General features: G+C 65.6%; 22 protein-coding genes and 1 tRNA gene. 18 read left to right on the top strand and 5 right to left on the bottom strand.

Features of this window, described 5'->3' with window-relative positions:
- Nucleotides 1-18 precede the first annotated feature (18 nt).
- Both BKY27_RS08570 and BKY27_RS08565 read left to right on the top strand, forming a co-directional pair.
- On the top strand, nt 19-813 hold the full coding sequence (locus BKY27_RS08570) for an HAD-IIB family hydrolase (RefSeq protein WP_071674051.1): 795 nt from the start codon (nt 19-21) through the stop codon (nt 811-813).
- Entirely contained in the window at nt 806-2,053 is a 1,248-nt protein-coding gene (locus BKY27_RS08565; RefSeq protein WP_071674050.1) for a glycosyltransferase family protein, read from the top strand. Before BKY27_RS08570 ends, BKY27_RS08565 begins: the two co-directional genes overlap by 8 nt.
- On the opposite strand, the gene BKY27_RS08560 is transcribed toward BKY27_RS08565, so the two are convergent.
- The 4 genes from BKY27_RS08560 to BKY27_RS08545 all read right to left on the bottom strand — a co-directional run bounded on the left by BKY27_RS08560 (nt 2,039) and on the right by BKY27_RS08545 (nt 7,169).
- Entirely contained in the window at nt 2,039-3,814 is a 1,776-nt protein-coding gene (locus tag BKY27_RS08560; RefSeq protein WP_233491802.1) for a sugar phosphorylase, read from the bottom strand. The genes BKY27_RS08565 and BKY27_RS08560 overlap by 15 nt on opposite strands.
- Nucleotides 3,815-3,931: 117 nt before the next feature.
- Nucleotides 3,932-5,116 carry an N-acetylglucosamine-6-phosphate deacetylase gene (gene nagA, locus BKY27_RS08555; RefSeq protein WP_071674049.1) on the bottom strand — a complete coding sequence of 395 codons (1,185 nt, stop codon included), beginning with the start codon at nt 5,114-5,116 and terminating at the stop codon, nt 3,932-3,934.
- A gap of 55 nt (nt 5,117-5,171) precedes the next feature.
- Entirely contained in the window at nt 5,172-6,053 is an 882-nt protein-coding gene (locus BKY27_RS08550; RefSeq protein WP_233491801.1) for a BadF/BadG/BcrA/BcrD ATPase family protein, read from the bottom strand.
- A gap of 105 nt (nt 6,054-6,158) precedes the next feature.
- Nucleotides 6,159-7,169 carry a nuclear transport factor 2 family protein gene (locus BKY27_RS08545; RefSeq protein ID WP_071674048.1) on the bottom strand — a complete coding sequence of 337 codons (1,011 nt, stop codon included), beginning with the start codon at nt 7,167-7,169 and terminating at the stop codon, nt 6,159-6,161.
- Between the two features lie 158 nt (nt 7,170-7,327).
- On the opposite strand from BKY27_RS08545, the gene BKY27_RS08540 reads away from it, so the two are divergent.
- From BKY27_RS08540 to BKY27_RS08480, 13 genes are all read left to right on the top strand, one after another.
- Entirely contained in the window at nt 7,328-8,383 is a 1,056-nt protein-coding gene (locus BKY27_RS08540) for an ABC transporter ATP-binding protein (RefSeq protein ID WP_071674047.1), read from the top strand.
- A gap of 69 nt (nt 8,384-8,452) precedes the next feature.
- Nucleotides 8,453-9,673 (top strand): ABC transporter substrate-binding protein, encoded by a 1,221-nt coding sequence (locus BKY27_RS08535; protein WP_071674046.1) that lies wholly within the window; start codon nt 8,453-8,455, stop codon nt 9,671-9,673.
- Nucleotides 9,674-9,773: 100 nt separating this feature from the next.
- On the top strand, nt 9,774-10,799 hold the full coding sequence (locus BKY27_RS08530; RefSeq protein ID WP_071674045.1) for a carbohydrate ABC transporter permease: 1,026 nt from the start codon (nt 9,774-9,776) through the stop codon (nt 10,797-10,799).
- Complete coding sequence (locus BKY27_RS08525; protein ID WP_071674044.1) at nt 10,799-11,956, top strand: carbohydrate ABC transporter permease; 1,158 nt, start codon at nt 10,799-10,801, stop codon at nt 11,954-11,956. Before BKY27_RS08530 ends, BKY27_RS08525 begins: the two co-directional genes overlap by 1 nt.
- 129 nt (nt 11,957-12,085) lie before the next feature.
- The gene (gene hisD, locus BKY27_RS08520) at nt 12,086-13,414 is read left to right on the top strand and encodes a histidinol dehydrogenase (protein WP_071674043.1); all 1,329 of its coding nucleotides are present in this window, start codon (nt 12,086-12,088) and stop codon (nt 13,412-13,414) included.
- Between the two features lie 103 nt (nt 13,415-13,517).
- Nucleotides 13,518-14,558, top strand: a complete 1,041-nt coding sequence (locus tag BKY27_RS08515) for an ester cyclase (protein ID WP_071674042.1) — start codon at nt 13,518-13,520, stop codon at nt 14,556-14,558.
- Entirely contained in the window at nt 14,555-15,319 is a 765-nt protein-coding gene (locus BKY27_RS08510) for an SDR family NAD(P)-dependent oxidoreductase (RefSeq protein ID WP_071674041.1), read from the top strand. Before BKY27_RS08515 ends, BKY27_RS08510 begins: the two co-directional genes overlap by 4 nt.
- Nucleotides 15,319-16,338 carry a LacI family DNA-binding transcriptional regulator gene (locus BKY27_RS08505; protein WP_407668412.1) on the top strand — a complete coding sequence of 340 codons (1,020 nt, stop codon included), beginning with the start codon at nt 15,319-15,321 and terminating at the stop codon, nt 16,336-16,338. The genes BKY27_RS08510 and BKY27_RS08505 overlap by 1 nt, the downstream gene beginning before the upstream one ends.
- Entirely contained in the window at nt 16,335-17,309 is a 975-nt protein-coding gene (locus tag BKY27_RS08500) for a nuclear transport factor 2 family protein (RefSeq protein WP_071674040.1), read from the top strand. Before BKY27_RS08505 ends, BKY27_RS08500 begins: the two co-directional genes overlap by 4 nt.
- Before the next feature lie 369 nt (nt 17,310-17,678).
- Complete coding sequence (locus tag BKY27_RS08495) at nt 17,679-18,647, top strand: cupin domain-containing protein (protein WP_071674039.1); 969 nt, start codon at nt 17,679-17,681, stop codon at nt 18,645-18,647.
- Between the two features lie 145 nt (nt 18,648-18,792).
- Entirely contained in the window at nt 18,793-19,485 is a 693-nt protein-coding gene (locus tag BKY27_RS08490) for an alpha/beta fold hydrolase (RefSeq protein WP_071674038.1), read from the top strand.
- Nucleotides 19,485-20,180: an RraA family protein gene (locus BKY27_RS08485; protein ID WP_071674037.1), complete on the top strand. Its 696-nt coding sequence runs from the start codon at nt 19,485-19,487 to the stop codon at nt 20,178-20,180. Before BKY27_RS08490 ends, BKY27_RS08485 begins: the two co-directional genes overlap by 1 nt.
- 168 nt (nt 20,181-20,348) lie before the next feature.
- Nucleotides 20,349-20,422, top strand: a tRNA-Gly gene (locus BKY27_RS08480).
- Nucleotides 20,423-20,457: 35 nt separating this feature from the next.
- On the opposite strand, the gene BKY27_RS08475 is transcribed toward BKY27_RS08480, so the two are convergent.
- Entirely contained in the window at nt 20,458-21,411 is a 954-nt protein-coding gene (locus BKY27_RS08475) for a zinc ABC transporter substrate-binding protein (RefSeq protein ID WP_071674036.1), read from the bottom strand.
- A 93-nt stretch (nt 21,412-21,504) separates the two neighbouring features.
- Here BKY27_RS08475 and BKY27_RS08470 point away from each other — a divergent pair, with 93 nt between their 5' ends.
- From BKY27_RS08470 to BKY27_RS08460, 3 genes are read left to right on the top strand one after another with little or no spacing between them, the layout of a single operon-like run.
- Nucleotides 21,505-21,987, top strand: coding sequence for a Fur family transcriptional regulator (locus BKY27_RS08470; RefSeq protein ID WP_071674035.1), 483 nt, complete (start codon nt 21,505-21,507; stop codon nt 21,985-21,987).
- Nucleotides 21,984-22,745, top strand: coding sequence for a metal ABC transporter ATP-binding protein (locus BKY27_RS08465; RefSeq protein ID WP_071674034.1), 762 nt, complete (start codon nt 21,984-21,986; stop codon nt 22,743-22,745). The genes BKY27_RS08470 and BKY27_RS08465 overlap by 4 nt, the downstream gene beginning before the upstream one ends.
- Nucleotides 22,742-23,548: an iron chelate uptake ABC transporter family permease subunit gene (locus BKY27_RS08460; RefSeq protein WP_199559088.1), complete on the top strand. Its 807-nt coding sequence runs from the start codon at nt 22,742-22,744 to the stop codon at nt 23,546-23,548. Before BKY27_RS08465 ends, BKY27_RS08460 begins: the two co-directional genes overlap by 4 nt.
- Nucleotides 23,549-23,569: the final 21 nt, after the last annotated feature.

Here is a 23,569-nt window from a genome sequence, read left to right as displayed (position 1 = left end):
ACCGCCTATACTCGCCCCATGTCGCCCTCACTCGCGCTTTTGGTGTTTACCGATCTCGACGGCACGTTGCTGGACCATGGCTCCTATAGATGGGACGCGGCCCGCCCGGCGCTGACCGCCCTGGCCCGGATCGGGGCGGGCGTTGTGCTGGCCAGCAGCAAGACCGCCGCCGAAATGGCCCCCCTGCGCGACCGATTGGGGCTGGGGGATTGGCCTGCCATTGTTGAAAACGGGGGCGGTGTCTTGCCGCCGGGCACGGGGGGCGAGTTGCCCGCAAACACCCATCAAACGGTCCGCGCGCGGCTGTCCGGCTTGCCTGCGGGCTTCGTTGGTTTTTCCGACCTGTCTGTTGCCGACCTCGCCGAGTTGACCGGATTGTCGACGGATGTGGCCGGGCTGGCCAAACAGCGCCGCTTTACAGAGCCGGGAATATGGACGGGGGCCGAGGCGGACCTGCCGGATTTCCTGAATGCAGCCGAACAGGCCGGGCTTGGCGCCACCCGCGGCGGGCGGTTCCTGACCCTGTCGCTTGGGCAAACCAAGGCGGGGCGGATGCAAGAGGTCATCGACCGCACCCGCCCGCTGCATAGCATTGCGCTGGGCGATGCCCCCAATGATGTCGAAATGCTGCAAGCCGCCGATCACGGCGTGATCGTGCAGAACCCCCATGGTCCGCGCGTGCCCCCCTTGCCGGGCGAGGCGACCGGGCGCATCCGCCGCACGACGCGGCCCGGACCGGCAGGTTGGAACCGCGCGGTGCTGGACCTGTTGCAAGAGTTGACCCTGATCGGAGACCCCCAAGGCGATGGCTGATTTTCACCAGAACGGGAACATCACGACCCTGCACAACCTGCGCACGCGACCGCTTGACGATCTGACGCTCGAACTCAAGACCTATGCCGCGACGCGCAAGATCACCCTGATATTGCCCTGTCTTTATTCCGAGTTGGAAGGACCGGCCCTGTCCAACATCCTCGATGAACTGGCCGAGGTGCCTTACCTGCACCGGATTGTCATCGGGCTCGATCAGGCAACCGGGGATCAATTCCGCCAAGCGAAGGCCTATTTTGCCCGCCTGCCGCAAAATCATATGGTGATCTGGAACGACAGTCCCCGGATGCTGGCGCTTGGCGCGCGGCTGGTCGAGCTGGGGCTTGCGCCGCAGGAACCGGGCAAGGGCAAGAACGTCTGGACCTGCATCGGCTACCTGCTGGCCTGCGCCGACAGTGCCGTGATGGCGATCCACGATTGCGATATCGTCACCTATGACCGCGACATGCTGGCGCGGCTGGTCTACCCGGTTGTGAACCCGTCCTTTTCCTACCAGATGGCCAAGGGCTTTTACCCGCGCATCGGGGATGGCAAGCTGAACGGGCGGGTGACGCGGCTGTTGGTCAGCCCACTTCTGATCGCGCTCAAACGCGTCATCGGCGACCGCGACTACCTCGATTACCTGCGCAGCTTTCGTTACCCGCTGTCGGGCGAATTTGCCATGCGCACCCATGTGCTGGCCGAATTGCGCATCCCCTCTGATTGGGGACTGGAGATCGGGGTGCTGTCCGAAGCGTGGCGCAACCTCGCGCCGAAATCGGTCTGTCAGGTGGAGATCTCGGATGCTTACGATCACAAGCATCAGGAGTTGTCGCCAGAGGACGCCTCCAAGGGGCTGAGCCGGATGTCGACCGATATCTGCAAGGCGATCTTCCGCAAACTCGCCGCCGATGGCACGGTTTTTACCCAGAACATCTTTCGCACGCTCAAGGCCACCTACTACCGCTCGGCGTTGGACCTGCTCGATGGCTATTACACAGATGCCAAGATGAACGGCCTCAGCATCGACCGGCACAGCGAAGAAAAGAATATCGAGCTTTTCGCAGAGAACATCCTGCGCGCCGGGCAGGTCTTTCTGGACAATCCGCACGAGACGCCCTTCATCCCGACATGGAGCCGGGTGCATTCCGCCGATATCGACTTTCTGTCAGACCTGCGTGCCGCCGCGGCGGCGGATGCAGAAGAGTTCGGCCAAGCTTACGCCCGCTCAGGCGCGGTTTGATATCCAGCGGCACTGGTAGGGCGCGAAGGGGATCTCGGCCCCCACCGGCAGGATCTCTTCCCCCGTCAGCAGGTCAAGCCACGGCTCGCCGTCGATCAGGTTCACCGCCGTGGGGCTGACCGTGACCGTTTCGTTGCTGACATTGTGGATGGCGAAAATCGACTGGTGCCGGTCGAGGCTCTGCCGCCAGATACCGAACAGCCGTTCATCCAGCGCCAGCGTGAATTGCGTGGCATTGGGGTGAAAGGCGGGCTGTTTCGCGCGCAGTTTCAGCCGCTCGGTCAGACCGGCCAGCACCCGCGCCTGGGTCGAGCTGGGGTCAGTCAGCCGCGCTTGCAGGTCGGGGTAATGCCAGCGGTGCCGGTTGATGGCGCGGTTCATGCCGCGATGGGCAACCGCGTCGTGATCGTTCGGGGTGGCCAGCAGGGAATGGATGTAGAAGGCGGGGATTCCTTCGAGCGACATGACGATGGTCTGCGAACACAGGAAGCGCGGAATATGGTGGTCGGCCTCGCCCGCGAAGGTCATGCGCAGCGCGTCGAAGAAGGTGCAGTTCAGCTCGTAGGGTTCTTCGCCGCCGTCTGGCGTGCTGCGCATCGACACCAACCCGCCCGCCTTGCGCACGGTTTCGATCACCTTGTCCTTTTCCTCGGGCGGCAACACCCCCTCGGCGGGGCGCATCCCTATGCCGTCATGGCTGGCGGTGAAGTTGAGATAGGCACAGCCCAGTTGCGCGGGCGGCATCGCCGCCTGCCAGCGGTTGAGAAAACGCGCCGTGCCCGATTGCATCGCGTGCAGGATCAAGGGCGGCAGCGGAAAGTTATAGATCGCGTGCGCCTCGTTGCGGTTGCCGAAATAGCTCAGGTTCTCGCTGCGGGGCACGTTGGTTTCGGTCAACAGAACCACGGACTCGACCGAGAAATCGCACAAGAGCCGCATCACCTGCACGATGGCGTGGGTTTGCGGCAGGTGAATGCAGGTGGTGCCCAGTTCCTTCCACAGAAAGGCCACCGCATCCAGCCGCAGGATGCGCACGCCCTTGTCGATATGCAGCCGCATGATGCGCAGGATTTCCAGCAGCACCTCGGGGTTCGAGAAATCGAGGTCGATCTGGTCATGGCTGAAGGTGCACCAGACATGGCGGGGGCCCATCCGGGTTTCGACCTCTTGCAAAAGCGGTGTGGTGCGCGGGCGCGTCACCCTTGAAAGATCGTCATCGGGACCGGCCTCGTAAAAGAACCGGTCATAGGGCGCGTTGCCCTGCCGGTACTGGTTGAACCATGTGCTCTGGCTGGAGACATGGTTCAGCACCAGATCGGACATCAGGTGAAACGCGTCCGCAATGCGGGTGATGTCCTCCCATCCGCCCAGTTGCGGGTTGACCTGCCGGTAGTCCGTCACCGCGAACCCATCATCCGAGGTGTAGGGAAAGAAGGGCAGGATATGCACGCCGTTCACCACGCCCGCCATCTGGCGCCGCAGAAAATGGTAGAGCAAATCCAGCGGCTTGTGGCGTCCGTCCTGAAACGTGTCGCCATAGGTGATCAGCACCGCGTCGCGTTCCGACCACAGGCCATTACCGGGCCGCCGCGCCCGTTTGCGCCGATGCGTGCCCTCGGGCCAGAACGCGGCAGCAATCTCTTGCCCAAGCGCCCCTGCGTCCTGCGCGGGATAGATCTGGCGCACCAGTTCCTGCAAACGGGTCTCGAAGGTCAGCGATGGGTGCGGCACGTTGGATCGGCTTTCAGTCTCGGGGGCCACTTGGCACGGGGCATTGAGGTCATGATTCGATCCCGGCCCGCCCTTGTCAAACCGCAGGCGGCGCCGCTCCGCCCGTCGCCTGCAAAGGCGGCACATCAGGGGCCGCCCGCCGCTTTTTCAGGTGGTTTGCAAAGGCCGGGAGGGTCCGATCGGCACGCCGCCACGCCAGACCTTGGCGGGCGCGTCCCCCGCCAAGGTGACATGCAGGAAATCCGCTGGCGCGCCGGGTCGCAACGTCCCGCTCCCGTCGCTCAGCCCGGCGACCTTGGCCGGGATCGCGGTTGCCATGGCCAGCGCGGTCTCTTCCCCTGCCGCCTGCCAGCGCAGCAGGTTGCGAATGGCGCTCAGCAGGCTCAGGTCCGCGCCCGCCAGCGTGCCGTCTTCGAGCGTCAGGCGCCCGTCGCGGCGCAGCACCGTGCGTCCGCCAAGATCGAAGCGCTCGGCGTCGGTCCCGGCCACCGCCATGGCATCGCTGACAAGGAAGATCTGACCGGGGGGCTCTTTGCCGCGCAGCGCCAGGCGCAGGGTCTCGGGGTGGACGTGATGGCCATCGGCGATCAGCCCGGCAGACAAGCCCCCCTCGGCCAGCGCCGCCCCGACAAGGCCCGGCGAACGACTGCCAAGCTGGCTCATGGCGTTGAACAGATGCGTGACACAGCGCGCGCCTGCCCCGACGGCGGCGCGCGCCTTGTCGAAACTGGCGTCGCTGTGCCCGAGCGAGACGACTGCGCCCGCCGCCGTCAGCGCGCCGATCTGCTCTGGCCCCACCACCTCGGGGGCCAGCGTCACCATCAGAACCGGCAGACGTCGCGCGGCATCGCACAGGGTTGTCACATCCTCTGGCGTCATCGGGCGGACGAAGGCGGGATCATGCGCCCCCTTGCGCGCCATGGCAATGTGGGGGCCTTCCAGATGCAGGCCACGCACGCCCGGCACCCCGGCAGCAATCGCGCGGGCCACGGCCTCGATGGCGGCGGCGGTCTTGGCCGGGCTGTCGGTGATCAGCGTCGGCAGGATCGCGGTCGCCCCCAGCCTGACATGCGCCTCGGCGATGCGGGTCAGGGTCTGGAGCGTGGGCGCGTCATTCAGCATGACGCCACCACCGCCATTCACCTGCACATCCACGAAGCCGGGGCAGATCATCCCGCCCGAAAGGCGGTGCACCGGTATGGCCGGATCAAGCTGACCAACCGCCACCATAGCGGCCACCCGGCCCGCTTCGATGACCAGCGCGTGGTCCTTGTGGCGGGTCTGCCCGTCAAAGATGTCGGCGCCTTGAAACGCGGTGCGAGGGCTGGTCATGGGGCGTTCGGTTCCTTTCTGGCGGATCGCAGGCGGGCAGGGCACATCGCGGGGGTCATGGCTGTTGCCATCCGGGGGCGATGGTGGCCGCAAGGGCCAGCGCCCCGTCCAGGCCGCTGCCCTTGGGCGGGGTCAGGGCGTCCGCCATCTCGTCGGGCAGACCGTCCCCGTAACATGCGGCAAGGCCACCCACCGGGCAAATGGCGTCGCCCGGCTGCCAGCCAAGCCGCCGCAAGCCCCGCTCGATATAGGCCGCCCCATCCGACAACAGGCCCCGAGCAACCCGGTCGCCTGCGGTCGCGGCCGCGACAATGCGCGGCGCAAGCTTGGCAAAATCGCGGGGCGTGGCCGTGGCCGCGAAGCCAATGACACCCGCTGGTCCGCCAAGCTCTTGCAGCACCGCCAGCGTCAGCTCCGAGGTCGGGCCAAGCCCGTCCACGCCCAGCACCGCCCGCTGCAACAAGCCGCGCCCCAGATGCGCGCCCGAGGCGTCGTCCCCAAGGTTCAAGCCCCATCCGCCGATCAACCGCGTCTGCCCCGCGACCTTGCGGGCAAGGAACGATCCGGTGCCGATGCCGATCACGCAGCCATCCGCCGCGCCAAGCGCCCCGGTGGTCGCGGCGATGCGGTCATCGGCCACGACGATATGGGGGAACGGCAGCCTTCGGGCAACTTCGGTGGCCAGATCGGCGCTGACCACGCCCGCCAGCGCGACATAAATCCGCGCCGTGGCAAGGTCAGCGACGGACCGGCCAGCGCGGTCTGCCAAGGCATGAATCCCGCCGTCCAGCGTTGCCATCGCCCCTTCGAAATCGGTCGAGACATTCGCCGGACCGCCCGAAACCTCGACCCGCTGCCCGCCCCGCACCAGCGCAAAGCGGCAGCCGGAGCCGCCGCCATCAATGCCGATCAGGGGGTCAGTCAGGGGTGTCATCATCGGTTCCCCCATTAAGGGGCCTTTCGGTGGATTGCCAAAAGGAATCTTGGCCAAGGTCGCGGCCGATCCTCATTTATACCCCCACCCCCGGCGCGCGCCGTCCGGTCAGGGGGCGGGCGGCGCGATCGCCTCCATCCGGCCCAACACATCCACCCCTTGCGTGTTCCAGAAATGCAGCAGGTCGATGAAGACCCAGTTCTCGGCCAGCTTGTCGCCCGCACGGCGGTAGATATCGACCACCCGGAATGCGCCCGCCTGTCCGGTGGCGGGCATCCCCATGAAGCCGCCGGTGGCGCGCGCGGTGAAATTGGGCCAGCCAAAGAACCCGCCGAAATGCCCCTCTGCCATCCGGCACAGGTGCTTGGTCTTGCTGCGATCGGCAAAGCCCGCGCGGAACGGGGCCGAATGCTGCTTGGCATAACGCGCGATGGTATAGGTCGCGCCAATCCCCGCCGGTCCCCACCACAGCATGTCGTCATGCCACGACCGCGCCAGTTCTTCTTCCAGCGGCAGGCCCGATTGCCATTGCCCAAGATCGGTGACCATGGCGTTGATCGCAGCCAGCGTCTGGCTGCCCTCGTCCTCCGGCTGCGCCTCGAACAGCAGCCCGTCATGGGTCAGCGGCCCCGGCTGCACCAGATGCGCGGCGGTTTGGGGCGGGAAGGGCGACAGCCCGGCCTGCATCATCAGGTGCGGGATGTCGATGAAAAGCGCGGTCTCGGTGATCCGTCCGCCCTCGACCCGGTGGAACGCGGCATAGCGCAGCATCGCCAGTTTCCCGGTGGGCGCGATCCCCAGCCATGGCCGGTCGAACAGCCCCATCAGATGCCCCATCGACGCGACCCAGACCGACGCGCCGCCATCCATTTCGTTCCGCCCGGCAAAGAAGATGTCCATCCGTCGCTGGATCGAGGACAGAGCGTCCTTGAGCGGGGCCCAGAATTTGGCGGCCACGTCATCAGGGCCGGTCATTTCGTGAAACGGATGCACCCCGCGCCAGAGTAATGCCGCATCGCAGTATTCATGCAGCACCGCAGCAGATTCGCGGCCCTTGGCGGAATCGAGGGCCGCGTAATAGCGTCGAACCAAGTCTTTCTCCGTTTGAAAGTCGCTCATACTCTCATCCTTTTCGCTGGCAAAGCCCTCGTTTTTCTCGGTTTCGGGCGGGGCAAGGGCGGCGCGTTGAATACGTTTGCAAAAAACTCTTGCCAAGTCATCCCCGACTTGTCTAGCGTTATTGCAAACGTATGCAATACATGCGCACGGGGAGGCCCATGGCTCAGATCCAGCTTCGCAACATCTCCAAGAGATGGGGCAGTTTCGTCGGCGTCGACAAATTCGACCTGACCATCGCCGACGAGGAATTCCTCGTTCTTCTCGGTCCGTCGGGCTGCGGCAAGACCACGACCATGCGCATGATCGCGGGTCTGGAAGACCCGACAGAGGGCGAAATCATCGTCGGCGACCGCGTTGTCAACGACCTCGACCCCAAGGACCGGGACGTGGCGATGGTGTTCCAGAGTTACGGCCTCTACCCCAATATGAACGTCTACGAGAATATCCGCTTCCCGCTCAAGGTGCGCAAGGTCGATCCGGCCACCCATGACGCGCGGGTGATGCGCGCAGCCGAGATGGTGGAACTGACCGAATTCCTGCACCGCAAACCGGCGGAACTTTCGGGCGGCCAACGTCAGCGCGTGGCCCTTGCCCGCGCCATCGTGCGTGAACCCAACGTATTCCTGATGGACGAGCCGCTGTCGAACCTCGACGCCAAGCTGCGGGTCTCGACCCGCGCGCAGATCAAGAACCTCAGCCACGAGCTCAAGGTAACCACGGTCTACGTCACCCACGACCAGATCGAGGCGATGACGCTGGCCGACCGCGTTGTGGTGATGGAACGCGGCGTGGTCCAGCAGGTGGGCACCCCGACCGAAATCTATGACCGCCCCGCGAACACATTCGTCGCGGGTTTCATCGGCAGCCCGGCGATGAACCTGATGCAAGGCGCGCTTGAGGGCGGTGTCTTCACCGGCAAGAACGTGCGCATCGAGGGGCTGTCCGGCCCCGACGGCCCTGTGCAACTGGGCTTCCGTGCCGAGGATGCCCGCGTTGCCGATGGCACCACCGAGGGCCAGATCACCGCGCCGGTCTACACGATCGAACTGTTGGGCGACGCCACCATGCTGACCGCACGGGCAGGCGGCGCGCTGGTGTCTGTCAAGGCGCACAAGGACTTCCGCGCTGAAATCGGGGACCGGATCTCGTTCTCGATCCCCGCTGAAATCTGCCACCTGTTCCATCACGAAACGGGGGCAAGACTCGAGGGCTGACAAGGCTCCGAACCTCAAATGGGTGCAGGCCTTCGAAGCTGCACCCGCTCATCGACAGGGAGACATTCGATGAAACTCAAGACCCTTCTTCTCGCAGGCGCTTTGTCTGCCGTCGCCAGCACGGCGATGGCCGATTGTGCCTTTGAAAACACTGTTCCGCTGCGGTCGCTGACCGCCGGGTTCGAGGCATGGAACGCCGTCACTGCCGCGTGGCAGGAATGCGGCAATATCGAACCGGAACTTAACCAGGAATTCCGCACCGTCCAGCCGCAGGCCTTTGCCGCGAACCCCTCGCTCTACCAGATCGGCGGCGTATCCAACGGCACCGTGACTCCGCTGCTCAATCAGGGCACCATCCGCCCGCTGGATGACCTGGTCGAAATGTATGGCCAGAACCTCAGCCCCAACCAGCTGATCCGCATCAACGGGCAGGTCATGGCCGTGGCCATGATGGTGAACACGCAGCACCTGATGTATCGCTCGGACATCTTCGCAGACCTCGGGCTCGATGTGCCCACCACTTGGGACGAGGTGCTTGACGCCGCCGCGGTTATTCAGGACGCGGGCGTCGTCGATTATCCGCTCGGCGCGACCATGGCCTCGGGCTGGAACCTGGCAGAGGACTTTATCAACATGTTCCTCGGCTATGGCGGGGCGTTCCTCAACGATGACGGCACCCCCAATGTCAATTCCGAGGCCGGCGTCAACGCGCTGACCATGATGATGGCGATGACCGACTACATGGACCCGGAATACCTGGTGTCCGACTCCACCTATGTGCAGCAGCAATTCCAGCAAGGCCGCATTGCCATGGCCAACCTGTGGGCGAGCCGCGGCAGCGCCATGGATGACGAAGGCGAAAGCCAGGTCGTCGGTCTGGTCGATGCCGCCGCCGCCCCGATGGCCGTCGCGGGCGCGGCCCCGGCGACCACCCTGTGGTGGGATGGCATCGTGATCGCCGCCAACATCACGGATGACGAGGCCGCGGCCGCCTTCCGCGTGGCTATGGAGGGTCTCGACAGCGACATGGTCGAAGCCAATAACGATGCCGCCATCTGGCTGGTCGAGGGCTATCAGCCCGGCCGCTTGGCGCAGGGCGCCATCGCCACCGCCTCGGCCCAGCCCGCACCGCCGGCCTATCCGTCGACCTCGCAAATGGGCCTGATGCACACGGCGCTGGGCAATGAACTGCCGGCCTTCTTCACCGGCAGCGCCACCGCCGAAGAGGCGCTGGCCGCAGTCGAGGCCGCCTACACCACCGCCGCACAGGAAGCGGGCGTGCTGGAGTAATCCACGCCCGCATGTCCTCACGGACGGGCGGGGCGCATCCAGTGCGGTCCTGACCGCGCGCGCGCCCCGCCACCTGCCCACCCCATTCGGAGTCAGGCCCATGAAATTCAAGACATTCGCGGCCTTTGTCGGCCCTTCGGTCTTCCTGATGTTCCTGTTTATCGCCGCCCCGCTGGTGTCGGTCTTCGTCGGCTCGTTCCAGTTGACGCAACCGGTTCTGGACCAGATCGAGGAAGAGACCTGCACGCCGGGCTTTCTGGCGCAGACCTGCACCACGACCATGGTCACGCGGCCGGCTCTGGATGAATACGGTCATATCGTCACCACGACCGAATGGGTGGGATGGCTCAACTATCAGCGGGTCCTGAACCCCGAGGCCGCATGGGCCGCGATTTCCAGCTTCGACTGGGGCGCGCTGATGCAGATCAACTTCTGGTCGGCGCTGCGTTTCACGCTGATGTTCACGCTGGTCACCCTGCCCTTGGTGATCGGGGTGGGGCTGGCCATCGCGCTGGCCGTCAACAACGCCGCCAAATCCATTCGCGGTCCCGTCATCTTCGTCTCGCTGCTGCCGTTCATCATCACGCCGGTGATCGGCGCTCTCTCGATCCGCTGGCTCTTCATCGGGGACGGCATCCTGACCACGGCATTGGAACATTGGCTGAACCGCGACATCGCCATGTTCGCGCAGGCCTGGACGATCGAGTTGATGATGCTGTTCTTCCGGGTCTGGCACGTCGCGCCCTTTGCCTTCGTCATCTTCTATGCCGGGCTGCAGACCGTGAATCAGGACACGTTGGAAAGCGCCATCATCGACGGCGCCAACCGGTGGGACCGGCTGCGCTACGTGATCGTCCCGCATCTGATGCCGCTGATCATCTTCATCGCGCTCATTCACCTGATGGACACCTACCGCGTGTTCGAGGAAATCGTCGGCTTCACCAGCCAGGCGCACGTGATTTCGCTGCAATGGCTGACCTATGATTTCCTGCAACCCGACGATGCCGGAAACCGCGCCTTCGGACGCGCCTCGGCCTCGGCCATGCTGACCATGGTGGGGATCGTCGTTCTACTCATTCCGCTCTTGCGCCGCACATGGCGTGACCACAAGGGAGGCTCCTACTGATGTCGACGCCCCGCGCCCTGCGCCAGCCCCTCGGTCTGCGCCTGACCTTTGCCGGTTTCCTCGCCTTCTGGTGCCTGCTTGCCGCTTTCCCGATCTTCTGGATCGGCGTGATGAGCTTCAAGTCCCCTGTCGATGCCTTCGCGGCCAACCCGCTCGACGTGATCTTCGGTCCCGCCACGCGGGCGGCGGGCAACGGGCTGTCGCTGCTCGACATCGCGCTTGGCCTGCTGGTTCTGGTCTGCACGGTTCGGCTGGCGATGCGCTGGCTGCCCCGCATGGTGTCCAGCTATTCGCCCGGCGGCCAGATGATCTTTGGCTGGGTCATCGCATCGGTGGGCTATGCGCTCAGCTTCGTGGTCGTGTTCTTCGTGATCCTGCCCGCGCTGTTGGGCGTGCTGAACCCGCTGCTTGGCCCGCTCGGCCACCCGGTTCTGGGCCTCACGACCGCCCATTACCAATCCGTCTGGATCGAGAACGCCTTTTACCACAACTTCATCAACTCGCTGATCGTGACCGGCGGCGTTGTTACCATCTCGCTGACGGTGGGCACGCTGGCAGGGTTTGCGCTGGCCCGGTCGGGGTCCAACCTCGCATTCTGGATCCTGATTCTCGCGCTGGTCTTTCGCGCACTGCCCCATTCGGTGCTGGTCGCGGGCTACCTGCCGGTCTTCGTGAACTCGGCCGAGATCCTGCGCCCCTATCTGGGCGACGCCGCGCCGACGCTCTACGGCCAGCCATGGGCGGTGATCGCGGTGCTTGTGTCGATCAACCAGCCCTTCACCATCTGGATGCTGCGCAGCTTCTTCCAGAACATCCCCAATGATCTGGACGAGGCCGCCCGCGTCGATGGCTGCACCCATTTTCAGGCGTTCCGCTGGGTCATCATGCCGGTGATGTGGCCGGGCGTCATCACCACGGGCCTGTTCAGCTTCCTCTTGGCCTATAACGACTTTCTGGTGACCTCGCTGCTGCTGGACCAGTCCAACCAGACCATGGTTCCCGCCATCGCCAGCTATTTCAACCGCGAGACGACGACGACCGATCAGGTCGAGGCCGTGGCCGCCGCCGTGTCGATCACCGCGCCGCTCTTCCTGCTGGTCATGATCTTCCAGCGCCAGATCGTCAGCGGCCTGACCGCGGGGGCGGTGAAAGGATGACGCGGTCGGGCGGCCATGCCCCGGCACGCCGCCCACCCACCCACCCCGACGCGCCGGGGCATGCCGGACGCGGGGATATGTGCAGGATAGAGACTGACCCGCGGCTGCGGGAAACCGAGGACTGAAAACATGACGATAAACTATCTCAAACGTGGCAAACCCGCAGCCGAACGGGCCGAGGATGACGCCAGAACCCGCGCCGTGGTCGAGGCGACGCTGGCCGATATCGAAACCCGCGGCGACGCGGCCGTGCGCGCGCTCAGCGAAAAATTCGACAAGTATTCACCCGCCAGCTACCGGCTGTCGCAAGGCGAAATCGACGCGCTGATCGACGAATTGACCGACCGGGAGCTGGCCGACATCAAGTTCGCACAGGAACAGGTGGTCAACTTCGCCAAGGCGCAGCGCGCCTCGATGGTCGATATCGAGGTGGAAACGCTGCCCGGCGTCATCCTGGGGCACAAGAACATACCCGTGCAGTCCGTGGGCTGCTACGTGCCCGGCGGCAAGTTTCCCATGGTCGCCTCGGCGCATATGTCGGTGGCCACGGCATCCGTCGCGGGCGTGCCGCGCATCGTGGCCTGCACGCCGCCATGGCAGGGCAAACCCAACCCCGCCGTGATCGCCGCCATGCATCTGGGCGGGGCGCATGAAATCTATGTGCTCGGCGGCATTCAGGCCGTGGGCGCCATGGCCATCGGCACCGAATCCATCGAGCCCGTTCACATGCTGGTCGGCCCCGGCAACGCCTTCGTGGCAGAAGCCAAGCGCCAGCTTTTCGGCCGCGTCGGCATCGACCTTTTCGCAGGCCCGACCGAGACCATGGTCATCGCCGACGACACCGTGGATGGCGAGCTGTGCGCGACGGACCTTCTGGGTCAGGCCGAACACGGCTACAACTCTCCCGCCGTGCTGGTCACCAATTCGCGCAAGCTGGCCGACCAGACCCTGTCCGAGATCAACCGCCTGCTGACCATCCTGCCCACCGCGGACACCGCCCGCAAAAGTTGGGAAGACTACGGCGAGGTTATCCTTTGCGACAGCTATGACGAAATGCTGACCGTGGCCGATGACATCGCGTCGGAACATGTGCAGGTCATGACCGACCGCGACGACTGGTTCCTCGACAACATGACCTGCTACGGCGCGCTCTTCCTCGGGCCGCGCACCAACGTGGCCAATGGCGACAAGGTGATCGGCACCAACCACACGTTGCCCACCAGGAAGGCCGGGCGTTATACCGGCGGGCTTTGGGTGGGCAAGTTTCTCAAGACCCACAGCTATCAGAAAGTTATGACCGACGAGGCCGCCGTCATGGTGGGGGAATACGGCTCGCGCCTGTGTATGTTGGAGGGCTTCGTGGGCCATGCCGAGCAATGCAACATCCGCGTGCGCCGCTATGGTGGGCTGAACGTGCCCTATGGCAAAGGCGCGCCCTATCGCGAGGCGGCGGAATAGCAGCAGACGGATCGCAGCGGGGGGCCAGCCCCGTCGTCATTGGGCTTGAACCAATGGCGCACCAACGACGACCCCCCGGAGTATTTGGACCAAGAAGAAGAGCATGACACGACAAGAGGAGTTGAAGGCCGCACTTGCCCCGCTTCGGGCGGCGATGGCCGATTTTGCCGAAGGCCCGGTGCGGCAGGCGCTGGCGGATATCGCGCCCAATGTCGCGGTGAATCTCTGCCACCCGTTCGGCGACCTGACCGGTGGCGCGGCGCTTTACGACACCGCCTATGCGCCACTGCTGGCGGCCATGCCCGACCTCGAACGCCGCGACATGATCGTCATGGCGGGCACGACACCGGAAGGGCAGGACTGGGTCGGTTGCATGGGCAATTACATGGGAACCTTCCGCGCGCCCTTCCTCGGCATTCCGCCGACCGGCCACCTCGCCCATATGCGCTATCACGAATTCTTCCGGATCGAGGATGGCAAGATCACCGAGATGCAGGCGATCTGGGATATTCCCGAACTGATGATGCAGGCCCGCGCCTGGCCGATGGCGCCGCAGCTTGGCGCGTATCTGTGCACGCCTTCGCCCATGTCGGGTGACGGGCTGTCGGTGCGAGGCGCCGGGCAGGCGGCGCTCGACCATGTCGTCGCCATGCTGACCGACCTGTGCAAATTCCCCGGCGATCCCAACCCCGAGGTCATGCGGCTCGACCACTACTGGCACCCGAAGGTCAACTGGTATGGGCCCGCAGGCATCGGCACGGCGCGCGGCATCTCGGGGTTCCGCACCTGGCACCAGGGGCCGTTCCTGCGCGGAATGCCGGACCGCAAGCTCGACGCCATGGGCGATCTTCTGTCCCACTGGGTGGGCGAGGGCGATTATGTCTGCGAAACCGGCTGGCCCAACATGCGGCTTACGCTGTCGGGCGACGGCTGGATGGGGGTCGCCCCCACGGGGGCCGAGATCCTGCTGCGCAGCCTCGACTTCTGGCGGCTGGAAGAGGGCCTGATCCGGGAAAACTGGGTGCTCGTGGACATTCTCGACGCCTACCGGCAGCTTGGGGTCGACGTGCTGGCAAGGATGCGCGAATTCAACAAGGCGCGGGTTCCCGGCGCAATCCCCGAACCGGACTGGAGAGCTGCATGACCCTGCCCAAGACCCCCTCCTTCCGCCTCGACGGCAAACGCGCTCTGGTCGCAGGGGCCTCGTCCGGCATCGGTCTGGCCTGCGCCGCCGCGCTGGCCGCGGCCGGGGCCCATGTGGTCGTCGCCGCGCGCTCTGCCGACAAGCTGGCCGGGCTGGTCGCCGATCTGCACGCCGGGGGCCACAGCGCCGAAGCACTGGCGATGGACGTGTCCGACGTGGCCGCGACCGAGGCCGCCGTTGCCGACCATGGCCCCTTCGACATCCTCGTCAACTCTGCCGGGATGGCCCGCCATGCGCCCGCGCTCGACACGACCGAGGCCGATTTCGACGCGGTCAGCACCCTCAACATCAAGGGGGCCTATTTCCTGACCCGCGCCGTGGCCAAGGGGCTGGCGGCGGCAGGCAAACCCGGCACGCTGATCAACATTTCCAGCCAGATGGCGCATGTGGGCGGGATCGACCGCGCGGTCTATTCTGCCACCAAGCACGCGGTGGAAGGCTTTACCAAATCCATGGCGATCGAATGGGGGCCGAAGCAGATCCGAGTCAACACGATCTGCCCCACCTTCATCCTGACCCCGCTGACGCAAGCCACCTTCGACGATCCCGACCGCGCGGAATGGATCAAGGAAAAGATCAAGCTCGGCCGCCCCGGCGAGGTCGAGGACATCATGGGCGCGGTCGTGTTCCTCGCCGCCGATGCCTCGGCCCTGATCACCGGCACCGCGCTGATGGTGGACGGGGGCTGGACGGCGGACTGATGGCGGAGAAAGTGACATCCCTGCAAGTGGCCGAACGGGCCGGCGTCTCCCAAAGCGCGGTATCGCGTGTGTTCACCCCCGGTGCCTCGGTCTCCGCCAAGACCGCCGACAAGGTAAAGAAGGCTGCGCTGGAACTGGGTTATCGCCCCAACGTGCTGGCCCGCGCGATGATCACCGGGCGTTCGCGGATGATCGGCCTCGTCGTTGCCTATCTCGAAAACCATTTCTACCCCGAGGTGCTGGAAAAGCTCTCGACCGCGTTGCAGGCACAGGGCTACCACGTCCTGATCTTCATGGCCTCGCAGACGGCGGGCAATATCGACGACGTGGTGTCCGAAATCCTCGACTACCAGGTCGACGGGATCATCATGGCCTCGGTCGCCATGTCGTCGGACATCACCCTGCGCTGCGAGGCGGCGGGCGTGCCCGTGGTGCTGTTCAACCGCTTGCAGGATGACGAAACGCTGGCCGGGGTCGCCTCTGACAACGTGGCGGGCGGGCGCAAGCTGGCGCGGTTTCTCGCCCAGGGCGGTCACCGCAAGGTCGCCCATATCGCGGGGTGGGAGGGCGCCTCGACCCAACGCGACCGCGAACGGGGCTTCCTCGACGGGCTGGCCGAGGCGGGATTGTCGCTGCACGCCCGCGCCGTCGGGAATTTCCATGCCGATCAGGCGCAGGCGGCGGCGCGCGATCTCTTTACCCGCCCCGACCGGCCCGATGCCGTGTTCGTCGCCAACGATCACATGGCGTTTGCGGTGATGGACGTTCTACGCTTCGACCTCGGGCTGTCGGTGCCCGGTGACGTGTCTGTCGTAGGCTATGACGACGTCACCATCGCCGCATGGCCCAGCTACAACCTGACCACCGTGCGTCAGCCCGCCAACCGCATGGTCGATGAGACCGTGCGCACCATGTTGGCCCGGATCGAAACCCCGTCGGCCCCGCCGCGCCGCGTGGCCATTGACGGGCCGTTGATGGTGCGCGGCTCGGCACGACTTCCTGAAGGATGGACAAAATGAAGGGCTTCGACCCCAAGTGGAAAGATTTTCCCGACTACATCATCGGCATCACCAAGGAGATCTGGGAAGATCGCGGCATCGCCACGCTTGACCACTACTACGGCGCCGACATGCCGGTACGCTCGCCCGGCTCTATCGTTATCGGCAACCAGAACGTGGTCGCCGCCACCATGGCGACACTGGCAGAGTTTCCCGACCGGACGCTGTATGGCGAGGACGTGATATGGTGCGAGGGCAATGATGACGGGTATCTCAGCTCTCATCGCCTGCATTCCACCGCGACCCACACCCATGACGGCGTCTATGGCAAGGCCACCGGCAAGACCCTGCATTATCGCATCATCGCCGACTGCTATGCCCGCGCCAACCGGATCACCGATGAATGGCTGGTCCGCGATCAGGGCGCCATCGTGCGGCAACTGGGGTGGACCCCCAGGGAATATGCCCGCGACCTGATCGCGCGCGAGGGCGGGCCGGAAACGTGCATCCAACCCTACCTGCCCGAGAATGATGTGCAGGGGCCCTATGCGGGCCGGGGCAATGACAATGAGTGGGGCCAGCGTTACGCCGATATCCTGACCCGGATGATGAATGCCGATTTCGCGGTCATTCCCACGGAATACGACCGCGCGGTGATCGGCGAATATCCCGGTGGCGTGACAAGGCAGAGCCATGGCGGCGTGGATGACTTCTGGCTCGGTCTGCGGGCTTCTTTCCCCTCGGCCACCTTCACGATCCACCACCAGATCGGGCGTGAGGACAATCTGATGCCGCCCCGCGCCGCGATCCGCTGGTCGCTCGACGGGCTGCACGATGGCTGGGGCAGCTTCGGCACCCCGACGGCCAAGCGCGTGCATATCATGGGCATGACCCACGCGGAATTCGGGCCATGGGGCCTGCGCCGCGAATACACGATCTTCGACGAAACCGCGATCTGGAAACAGATCCTGCTGCAAACAGGCGAGGTCTGAGTGACCACTTTGCGCGATACCCGGCGCTGCGCCGCCCCATCAGTGAGCCAGCTGTGCGTCGGCGGGCCGCGGTGCGGCGATCGGGCGCTGGAGCGAGGCGGTTTATTGTGGCCACGTCCGCGAGTGATTGGGGCGGTGCGCCGGTGGCAGCCAAATCGCCGTGCCGGGGGGCGGCCCGGCGATGCGCGGCGGCCGTTGGCCTTTGTCCCGCGCCGCGAGGTCCACGGCCTCCACCCCTCCAAAGCGCTGACACGCCTTCATGGCTACTTCGCGTCCCGCCGTGCGCGGCGCCTGAACCTGCGGCCACCGGGGGCGGGCTGATCCCGGCCCAATCACCCCAACCGCAGTTCCACACCAAGGACACATCAAATGACCCCGCAAGACATGGACGCCCGCATCGTTCGCTATGGCGACCTGCACCCCTGCAAGACCGCCTTCATCGACGCCCACACGCCGGGCAGCGACCAGAAGGAAAACTTTACCATCATCGGCGGCGGCGTGTCGGAAAGCCCCGACCAGCACGTCCACATCACCATCCCGCACGGCTTCAACATCGGGGCGGCGGGCCAGCCGCCCAAATGCCGCAACTCGCTGCACGATCACCGAACCGCAGAGGCGTTCTTCGTCCTCTCCGGGCGCTGGCGCTTCTTCTGGGGCCGCTGGGGCACGGCGGGCGAGGTCGTGCTGGAACCCGGCGACATCTTCAACATCCCCACTGGCGTGTTCCGGGGGTTTGAAAATATCGGCACCGATTACGGGATGATCATGGCAATCCTCGGCGGCGACGATGCTGGCGGCGGCGTCATGTGGGCCCCGCAGGTGATCGAGGACGCCGCCGATCACGGGCTGGTGCTGGCCGAAACCGGCAAGCTCTACGACACCAAGAAGGGCGAACACCTGCCCGAGGGTGTGCAGCCGATGCCCCTGATGACGGAAGAGGAACTCGCCAAGCGCCCCGAACCCACCACGGCAGAGGTGCTGCCCAACCACGTTGCGCGCTATTGGGACATGGTGGCGCTTGCCGACCGCAGCCCCTGCACCGTGATCGGCGAAACCGGGCTGCTTCAGGACAAGCCGGGCTTCGAGGTCGATTTCCTCACCCGCGCCTCGGCCACGCCCGCCAAGGCCGCGCAGGATCGCCCGACCGTTCTGATGCCGGTCAAGGGCCACTGGCGGGTGGACTGGGACGGAGGCAGCGCGACGCTCGCCCCAGGCGACACCATGTCGGTGCCCGAGCACCTCGCCCACAGCGTCGTGCCCGCGATGACCGGCGAAGCCGCGCTCTATCGCATTACCGCCACCCAAGACCCCGCTGGCCCCAGTTGGTCCGGGGCCTGACCCGACCGGGGCGGCCGTCGTCAAGGGCCGCTCCGACGCCGCTCCCGCGCCCGCGCAAATGCCGTTTTGTCTGCACGCGGGGTGTACGGGGGGTGTACAGGGGGTGTACGCAGGGCACCCCCTCCTTTTCGACCGAGGACGCAGCATGACACCCATTGTTTTCCTCCCCGGAATGATGTGCGACGCACGCCTCTTCGCCCCCCAGATCGCCGCCCTCTCCGGCCGCCACCCCGTCACCACAATGCCCCTCGGAAACGCTGCCAGCATGGGGCAATTGGCGAGGGGAATCCTTGCCGTGGCGCCGCCCCGCTTTGCCTTGGCGGGCCTTTCCATGGGGGGTATTCTGGCCATGGAAATCCTGCGCCAGGCCCCCGACCGGGTGGCACGTCTGGCGCTGCTCGACACCAATCCCCGCGCCGAACTGGATGCGGTCAAGGCCCGCCGCGCGCCCCAGATCGAGGCCGTCCGCGCCGGCCGCCTGCAAGAGGTCATGGCCGAGGCGATGATCCCCAATTATTGCACTGACAGCCCCCGCAGACCCCAGATCGAGGCGCTGTGCATGGCCATGGCCATGGACCTTGGGCCGCAGGTTTTTATCAATCAATCCATAGCTTTGCGTGATCGCCCCGATCAACAGGAAACGCTGCGGGCCTTTGATGGACCGGCCCTCGTCCTGTGCGGGCGGCAAGACAGGCTCTGCCCGGTCGAGCGCCATGAGCTGATGCACGGATTGCTGAAAAACAGCCGCCTTGAGATCATCGAGACCGCGGGCCACCTGCCCACACTGGACCACCCCGAACGCACCACGGCGGCCTTGACCCGCTGGTTGGAGGATTGATGAACAGCACGCTTCTGGACCTGCTCCGCACGGTCGATACCCCCACCGTCTGCAACGCCATCGAGGTCGTGCAAGGCAAACGCGGCTTCGATGCCTTCACGCGTGGCACGATGCTGGCATCGGCCCCGGAAGAGGGCGCCATCGTCGGCTATGCCCGCACCGCCCAGATCGCCGCCGTTGCCCCGCCCACCGATCCCGCCGACGCCGTGCGCGCGCGCCGCATGGCCTATTACCGCTACATGGCCGAGTCTCCGGATCCCGCCATCGCGGTCGTGGAAGACGTTGATTTTCCTCATGCAATCGGCGCGTACTGGGGTGAGATCAACACCACCGTGCACAAGGGCTTCGGCCTGTCGGGCGCCCTGACCAACGGTGTCATGCGCGACCTTGGCGACCTGCCAAAGGGCTTCCCGGTGATCGCGGGCTCGATCGGGCCAAGCCACGGCTTCGTCCATGTCCGCGCCATCGACTGCCCGGTCGAAATTTTCGGCCTGCGCATTTCCCCCGGCGATCTGGTCCACGCCGACCGCCATGGCGCGCTGGTCGTTCCCCGGGACGTGCTGCCCGCGCTTGCCGCGGCAATCCGGACGTTGCTGGACACCGAAAGGCTGGTCCTGGGCCCGGCGCGACAAGAGGGCTTTGATTTCGAGGCGTTCCAGCAGGCTTGGGAAGCGTTCGAAAAGGCGCGGGTCTAGGCCGCCCTCGACCGCGCGATATCAAGGGGTTGGCGCGTGTCGCCCGCGGGCGGTACCGGCGACACGCTTTCACAGGGCAAGCCTGCGGTTGGCCGCTGAAAATCCCGGTTGGTCGCCCGGCAGATACTTGACGCCAGCAACCCCATCCAATAAGTCGAACCACGCCGAGCGGGCGTTGTGTAATGGTAAGACCTCAGCCTTCCAAGCTGATGATACGGGTTCGATTCCCGTCGCCCGCTCCAATCCTTTCCCACGGATCGCCGCCCATGGCCGCCCCTTACGAGGGTGACAGGCAGTCCTGAAAGGCATCGGCGACATTTTCCAGAAACTCCGCGTAGAAATCCGGGCCGGGCGTGACCGACGCACCGACCGGGTCGATCACGCCGGTGGACAGGCCGCTGCTGCTGGCCACGGTCTCGACCAGTGCCGGGTTGAACTGCGGCTCTGAAAAGACGCAAACGACGTTGCGGTCGGTCACCAGCTCGCGGATCTCGGCAATGCGCGCGGCAGAGGGCGCGCTGGCGTCGCCGAGGGAAATTGCCCCGACCCCCGACAGCCCGAAGCGGTGCTCGAAATACTGGTAGGCGTCGTGAAAGGTGATGAACGGCACATCGGCCAGCGGCGCCATCCGGACTGCGATATCTTGTTGCAGGTCTGCCAGACGGGCCTCGGCCTCTGCGGCATTGGCGCGATAGGTGTCGGCGTGGTCCGGGTCCATGGACGACAGATCCTCGGCGATCACCTGCACCCAGACCCGCGCGTTTTCCGGGTCCAGCCACGCATGGGCATCGACCCCCTCGTGGGCGTGGTCGTGGTCATCATGCGCGTCCGCCGCGGCGTGGTCATCATGCGTATCTTGCGCGCCATGATCGTCCTCGCCAAAGGCAATCTGGTCGCGATACATCAATTCGTTCACGCCGGGCGCGTCCAGCAATTCCACCACCAGCGCGTCCCCGGCGAGGCTGTCGACCGGGCCTTCCAGCCACGGGGTCAGCGCGTGGGACACCATGAACACCGCGTCGGCCTGCGACAGGTCGCGCGCCTGCGAAGGGCGCAGCGCATAGCCATGTGGCGAGGCGCCGGGGTCGACGATCAGGTCGGGCACGCCCACGCCCACCATCACCTGCGCGACAAGGCTGTGCACCGGTGCGATGTCGGTGGCGACGCGGGGCAAATCGGCAAAGGCGGGGGTGGCCAGCAGCAAGGGCAGGGCGGTCAGGGGCAGGCGCATGGGAACCTCATATGTTACAGTATAACGTTTCTATCGGCTTGATACCTGTAATAGTATCACGTATCAAGAGGCGAATTTTCCATGAGGCCGCAGATGGATACGATCGGATTCGACAGACATGACCACAGCGCCTGCCGACATGGCGGGCTCGAGGCGGTCGAGGCCTATTGCGCCGAAGAGGGCCTGAAGCTGACCCCGGTGCGCCGCCGCGTGCTTGAAATCCTGTTGGAAGAACACCGCGCTCTCGGCGCCTATGAAATCCTTGACCGCTTGCGCGACGAGGGCCTCGGCTCGCAGCCGCCGGTCGCCTATCGGGCGCTCGATTTCCTGACGCGCCACCGCTTCGCGCACAAGATCGAGCGTCTCAATGCCTTCGTCGCCTGCACCCATCCCGGCGAAACCCATGCGCCGGTCTTCCTGATCTGCCGGATCTGCAATTCGGTGGCCGAGGGCATGGCCGAACCCGACAAGGGCAACCTCAACCGGGTCGCGGCCGAAACCGGCTTCCGGATCGAGCGCACCGTGACCGAGGCCGAGGGCGTCTGCCCCAACTGCCAGAAGAAGGACGCGGCATGAGCCTTGTCAGCATAACGGGCCTGAGCGTCCGTCTTGGCGGCAACACCGTCCTGCACCATGTCGATTTCACCATCGACCGGGGCGAGATCGTCACCATCGTCGGTCCCAACGGCTCGGGCAAATCCACGCTGCTGCGCGCCATCATCGGGGCGCTGCGCCCGACCGCGGGCCGGGTGACGCACAAGACCGGTTTGCGCATCGGCTACGTGCCGCAAAAGCTGCATATCGACCCGACCCTGCCGATGACCGTGCGCCGCTTTCTCGACCTGCCCGTGCGCGTCAGCAACGCCGAGGCGGTGGCGGCGCTTGACGAGGCCGGGGCAGGGGCCTTGACGGCACGCCAGATGGCGGGCCTTTCCGGCGGACAGTTCCAGCGGGTGCTGCTGGCCCGCGCCCTGCTCGGCAAACCCGATCTGCTGATCCTTGACGAGGCGACGCAAGGCCTCGACCAGCCGGGCTCCGCCGCGTTCTACCAGAAAATCGCCGAGGTCCGGGACCACTTGGGTTGCGCCGTGCTGATGGTCAGCCATGAATTGCACGTGGTCATGGCCGCGTCCGACCGGGTGGTCTGCCTCAACGGCCATATCTGCTGTCAGGGCGAGCCCGAGCATGTCGCCTCTGCCCCCGAATACCGCGCCCTTTTCGGCACCGGAACAGGGGGGGCACTGGCGCTCTACCGGCATGAACACAGCCACAGCCACGACCATGGACACGACCACGACCACACCCACCACGACCACGGGGAGGCGGCGGAATGACCCTGCTCGACGATTTCCTGATCCGCGCCGCGCTGGCCGGGATCGGCCTCGTGCTCGCTGCCGCGCCTTTGGGCTGTTTCGTGGTCTGGCGCCGGATGGCCTATTTCGGCGACGCCACGGCCCATGCCGCGATCCTCGGCGTGGCGCTGGCGCTGGCCTTCCAGACCTCGGTCTTCGGCGGCGTGCTGGTGGTGTCGCTGGTCATGGCGCTGACGGTTTCGACCCTGTCGAACCGGGGCTTTGCCATGGACACGCTCCTGGGGGTGCTGGCCCATTCGGCGCTCGCCTTCGGCCTTGTCGCGGTGTCGTTCCTGCATGGCGTGCGCGTTGACCTGATGGCCTATCTGTTCGGCGATATCCTTGCCGTCACGCGCGCCGACCTTGCCGTGGTCTGGGGCGGCGCGGCCCTTGTGCTCGTCCTTCTCTGGTGGCGCTGGTCGGCGCTCCTGACGGCCACGCTCAACCCCGACCTCGCCCATGCCGCCGGGATCGACCCGCGGCGCGAGCAACTGGTTCTGACCCTCGCCCTTGCCCTTGTTGTGGCCGTGGCGATCAAGGTCGTGGGCGCGCTGCTGATCGCGGCGCTGCTGATCGTGCCCGCCGCCACCGCGCGTGCCTTTGCCAACACGCCCGAGCGAATGGCCCTCGCGGCGGCGCTGATCGGCGCGCTTTCTGTGATCGGTGGCTTGCAGGCCTCGCTGCATTATGACACGCCCACCGGCCCCTCCATCGTCTGTGTCGCGGCCCTGCTTTTCCTTGCGTCCAGCACCGCGCAACTGCTGTTGCATCGCCGCCGCGGCTGACCCGCCGAAACCCCCGCGCGC

The organism is Nioella nitratireducens (genome assembly GCF_001879715.1).
GTDB lineage: Bacteria > Pseudomonadota > Alphaproteobacteria > Rhodobacterales > Rhodobacteraceae > Nioella > Nioella nitratireducens.
Note: the sequence above shows the minus strand (reverse complement) of the source record. Positions and strands in the feature narration are given on the sequence as shown.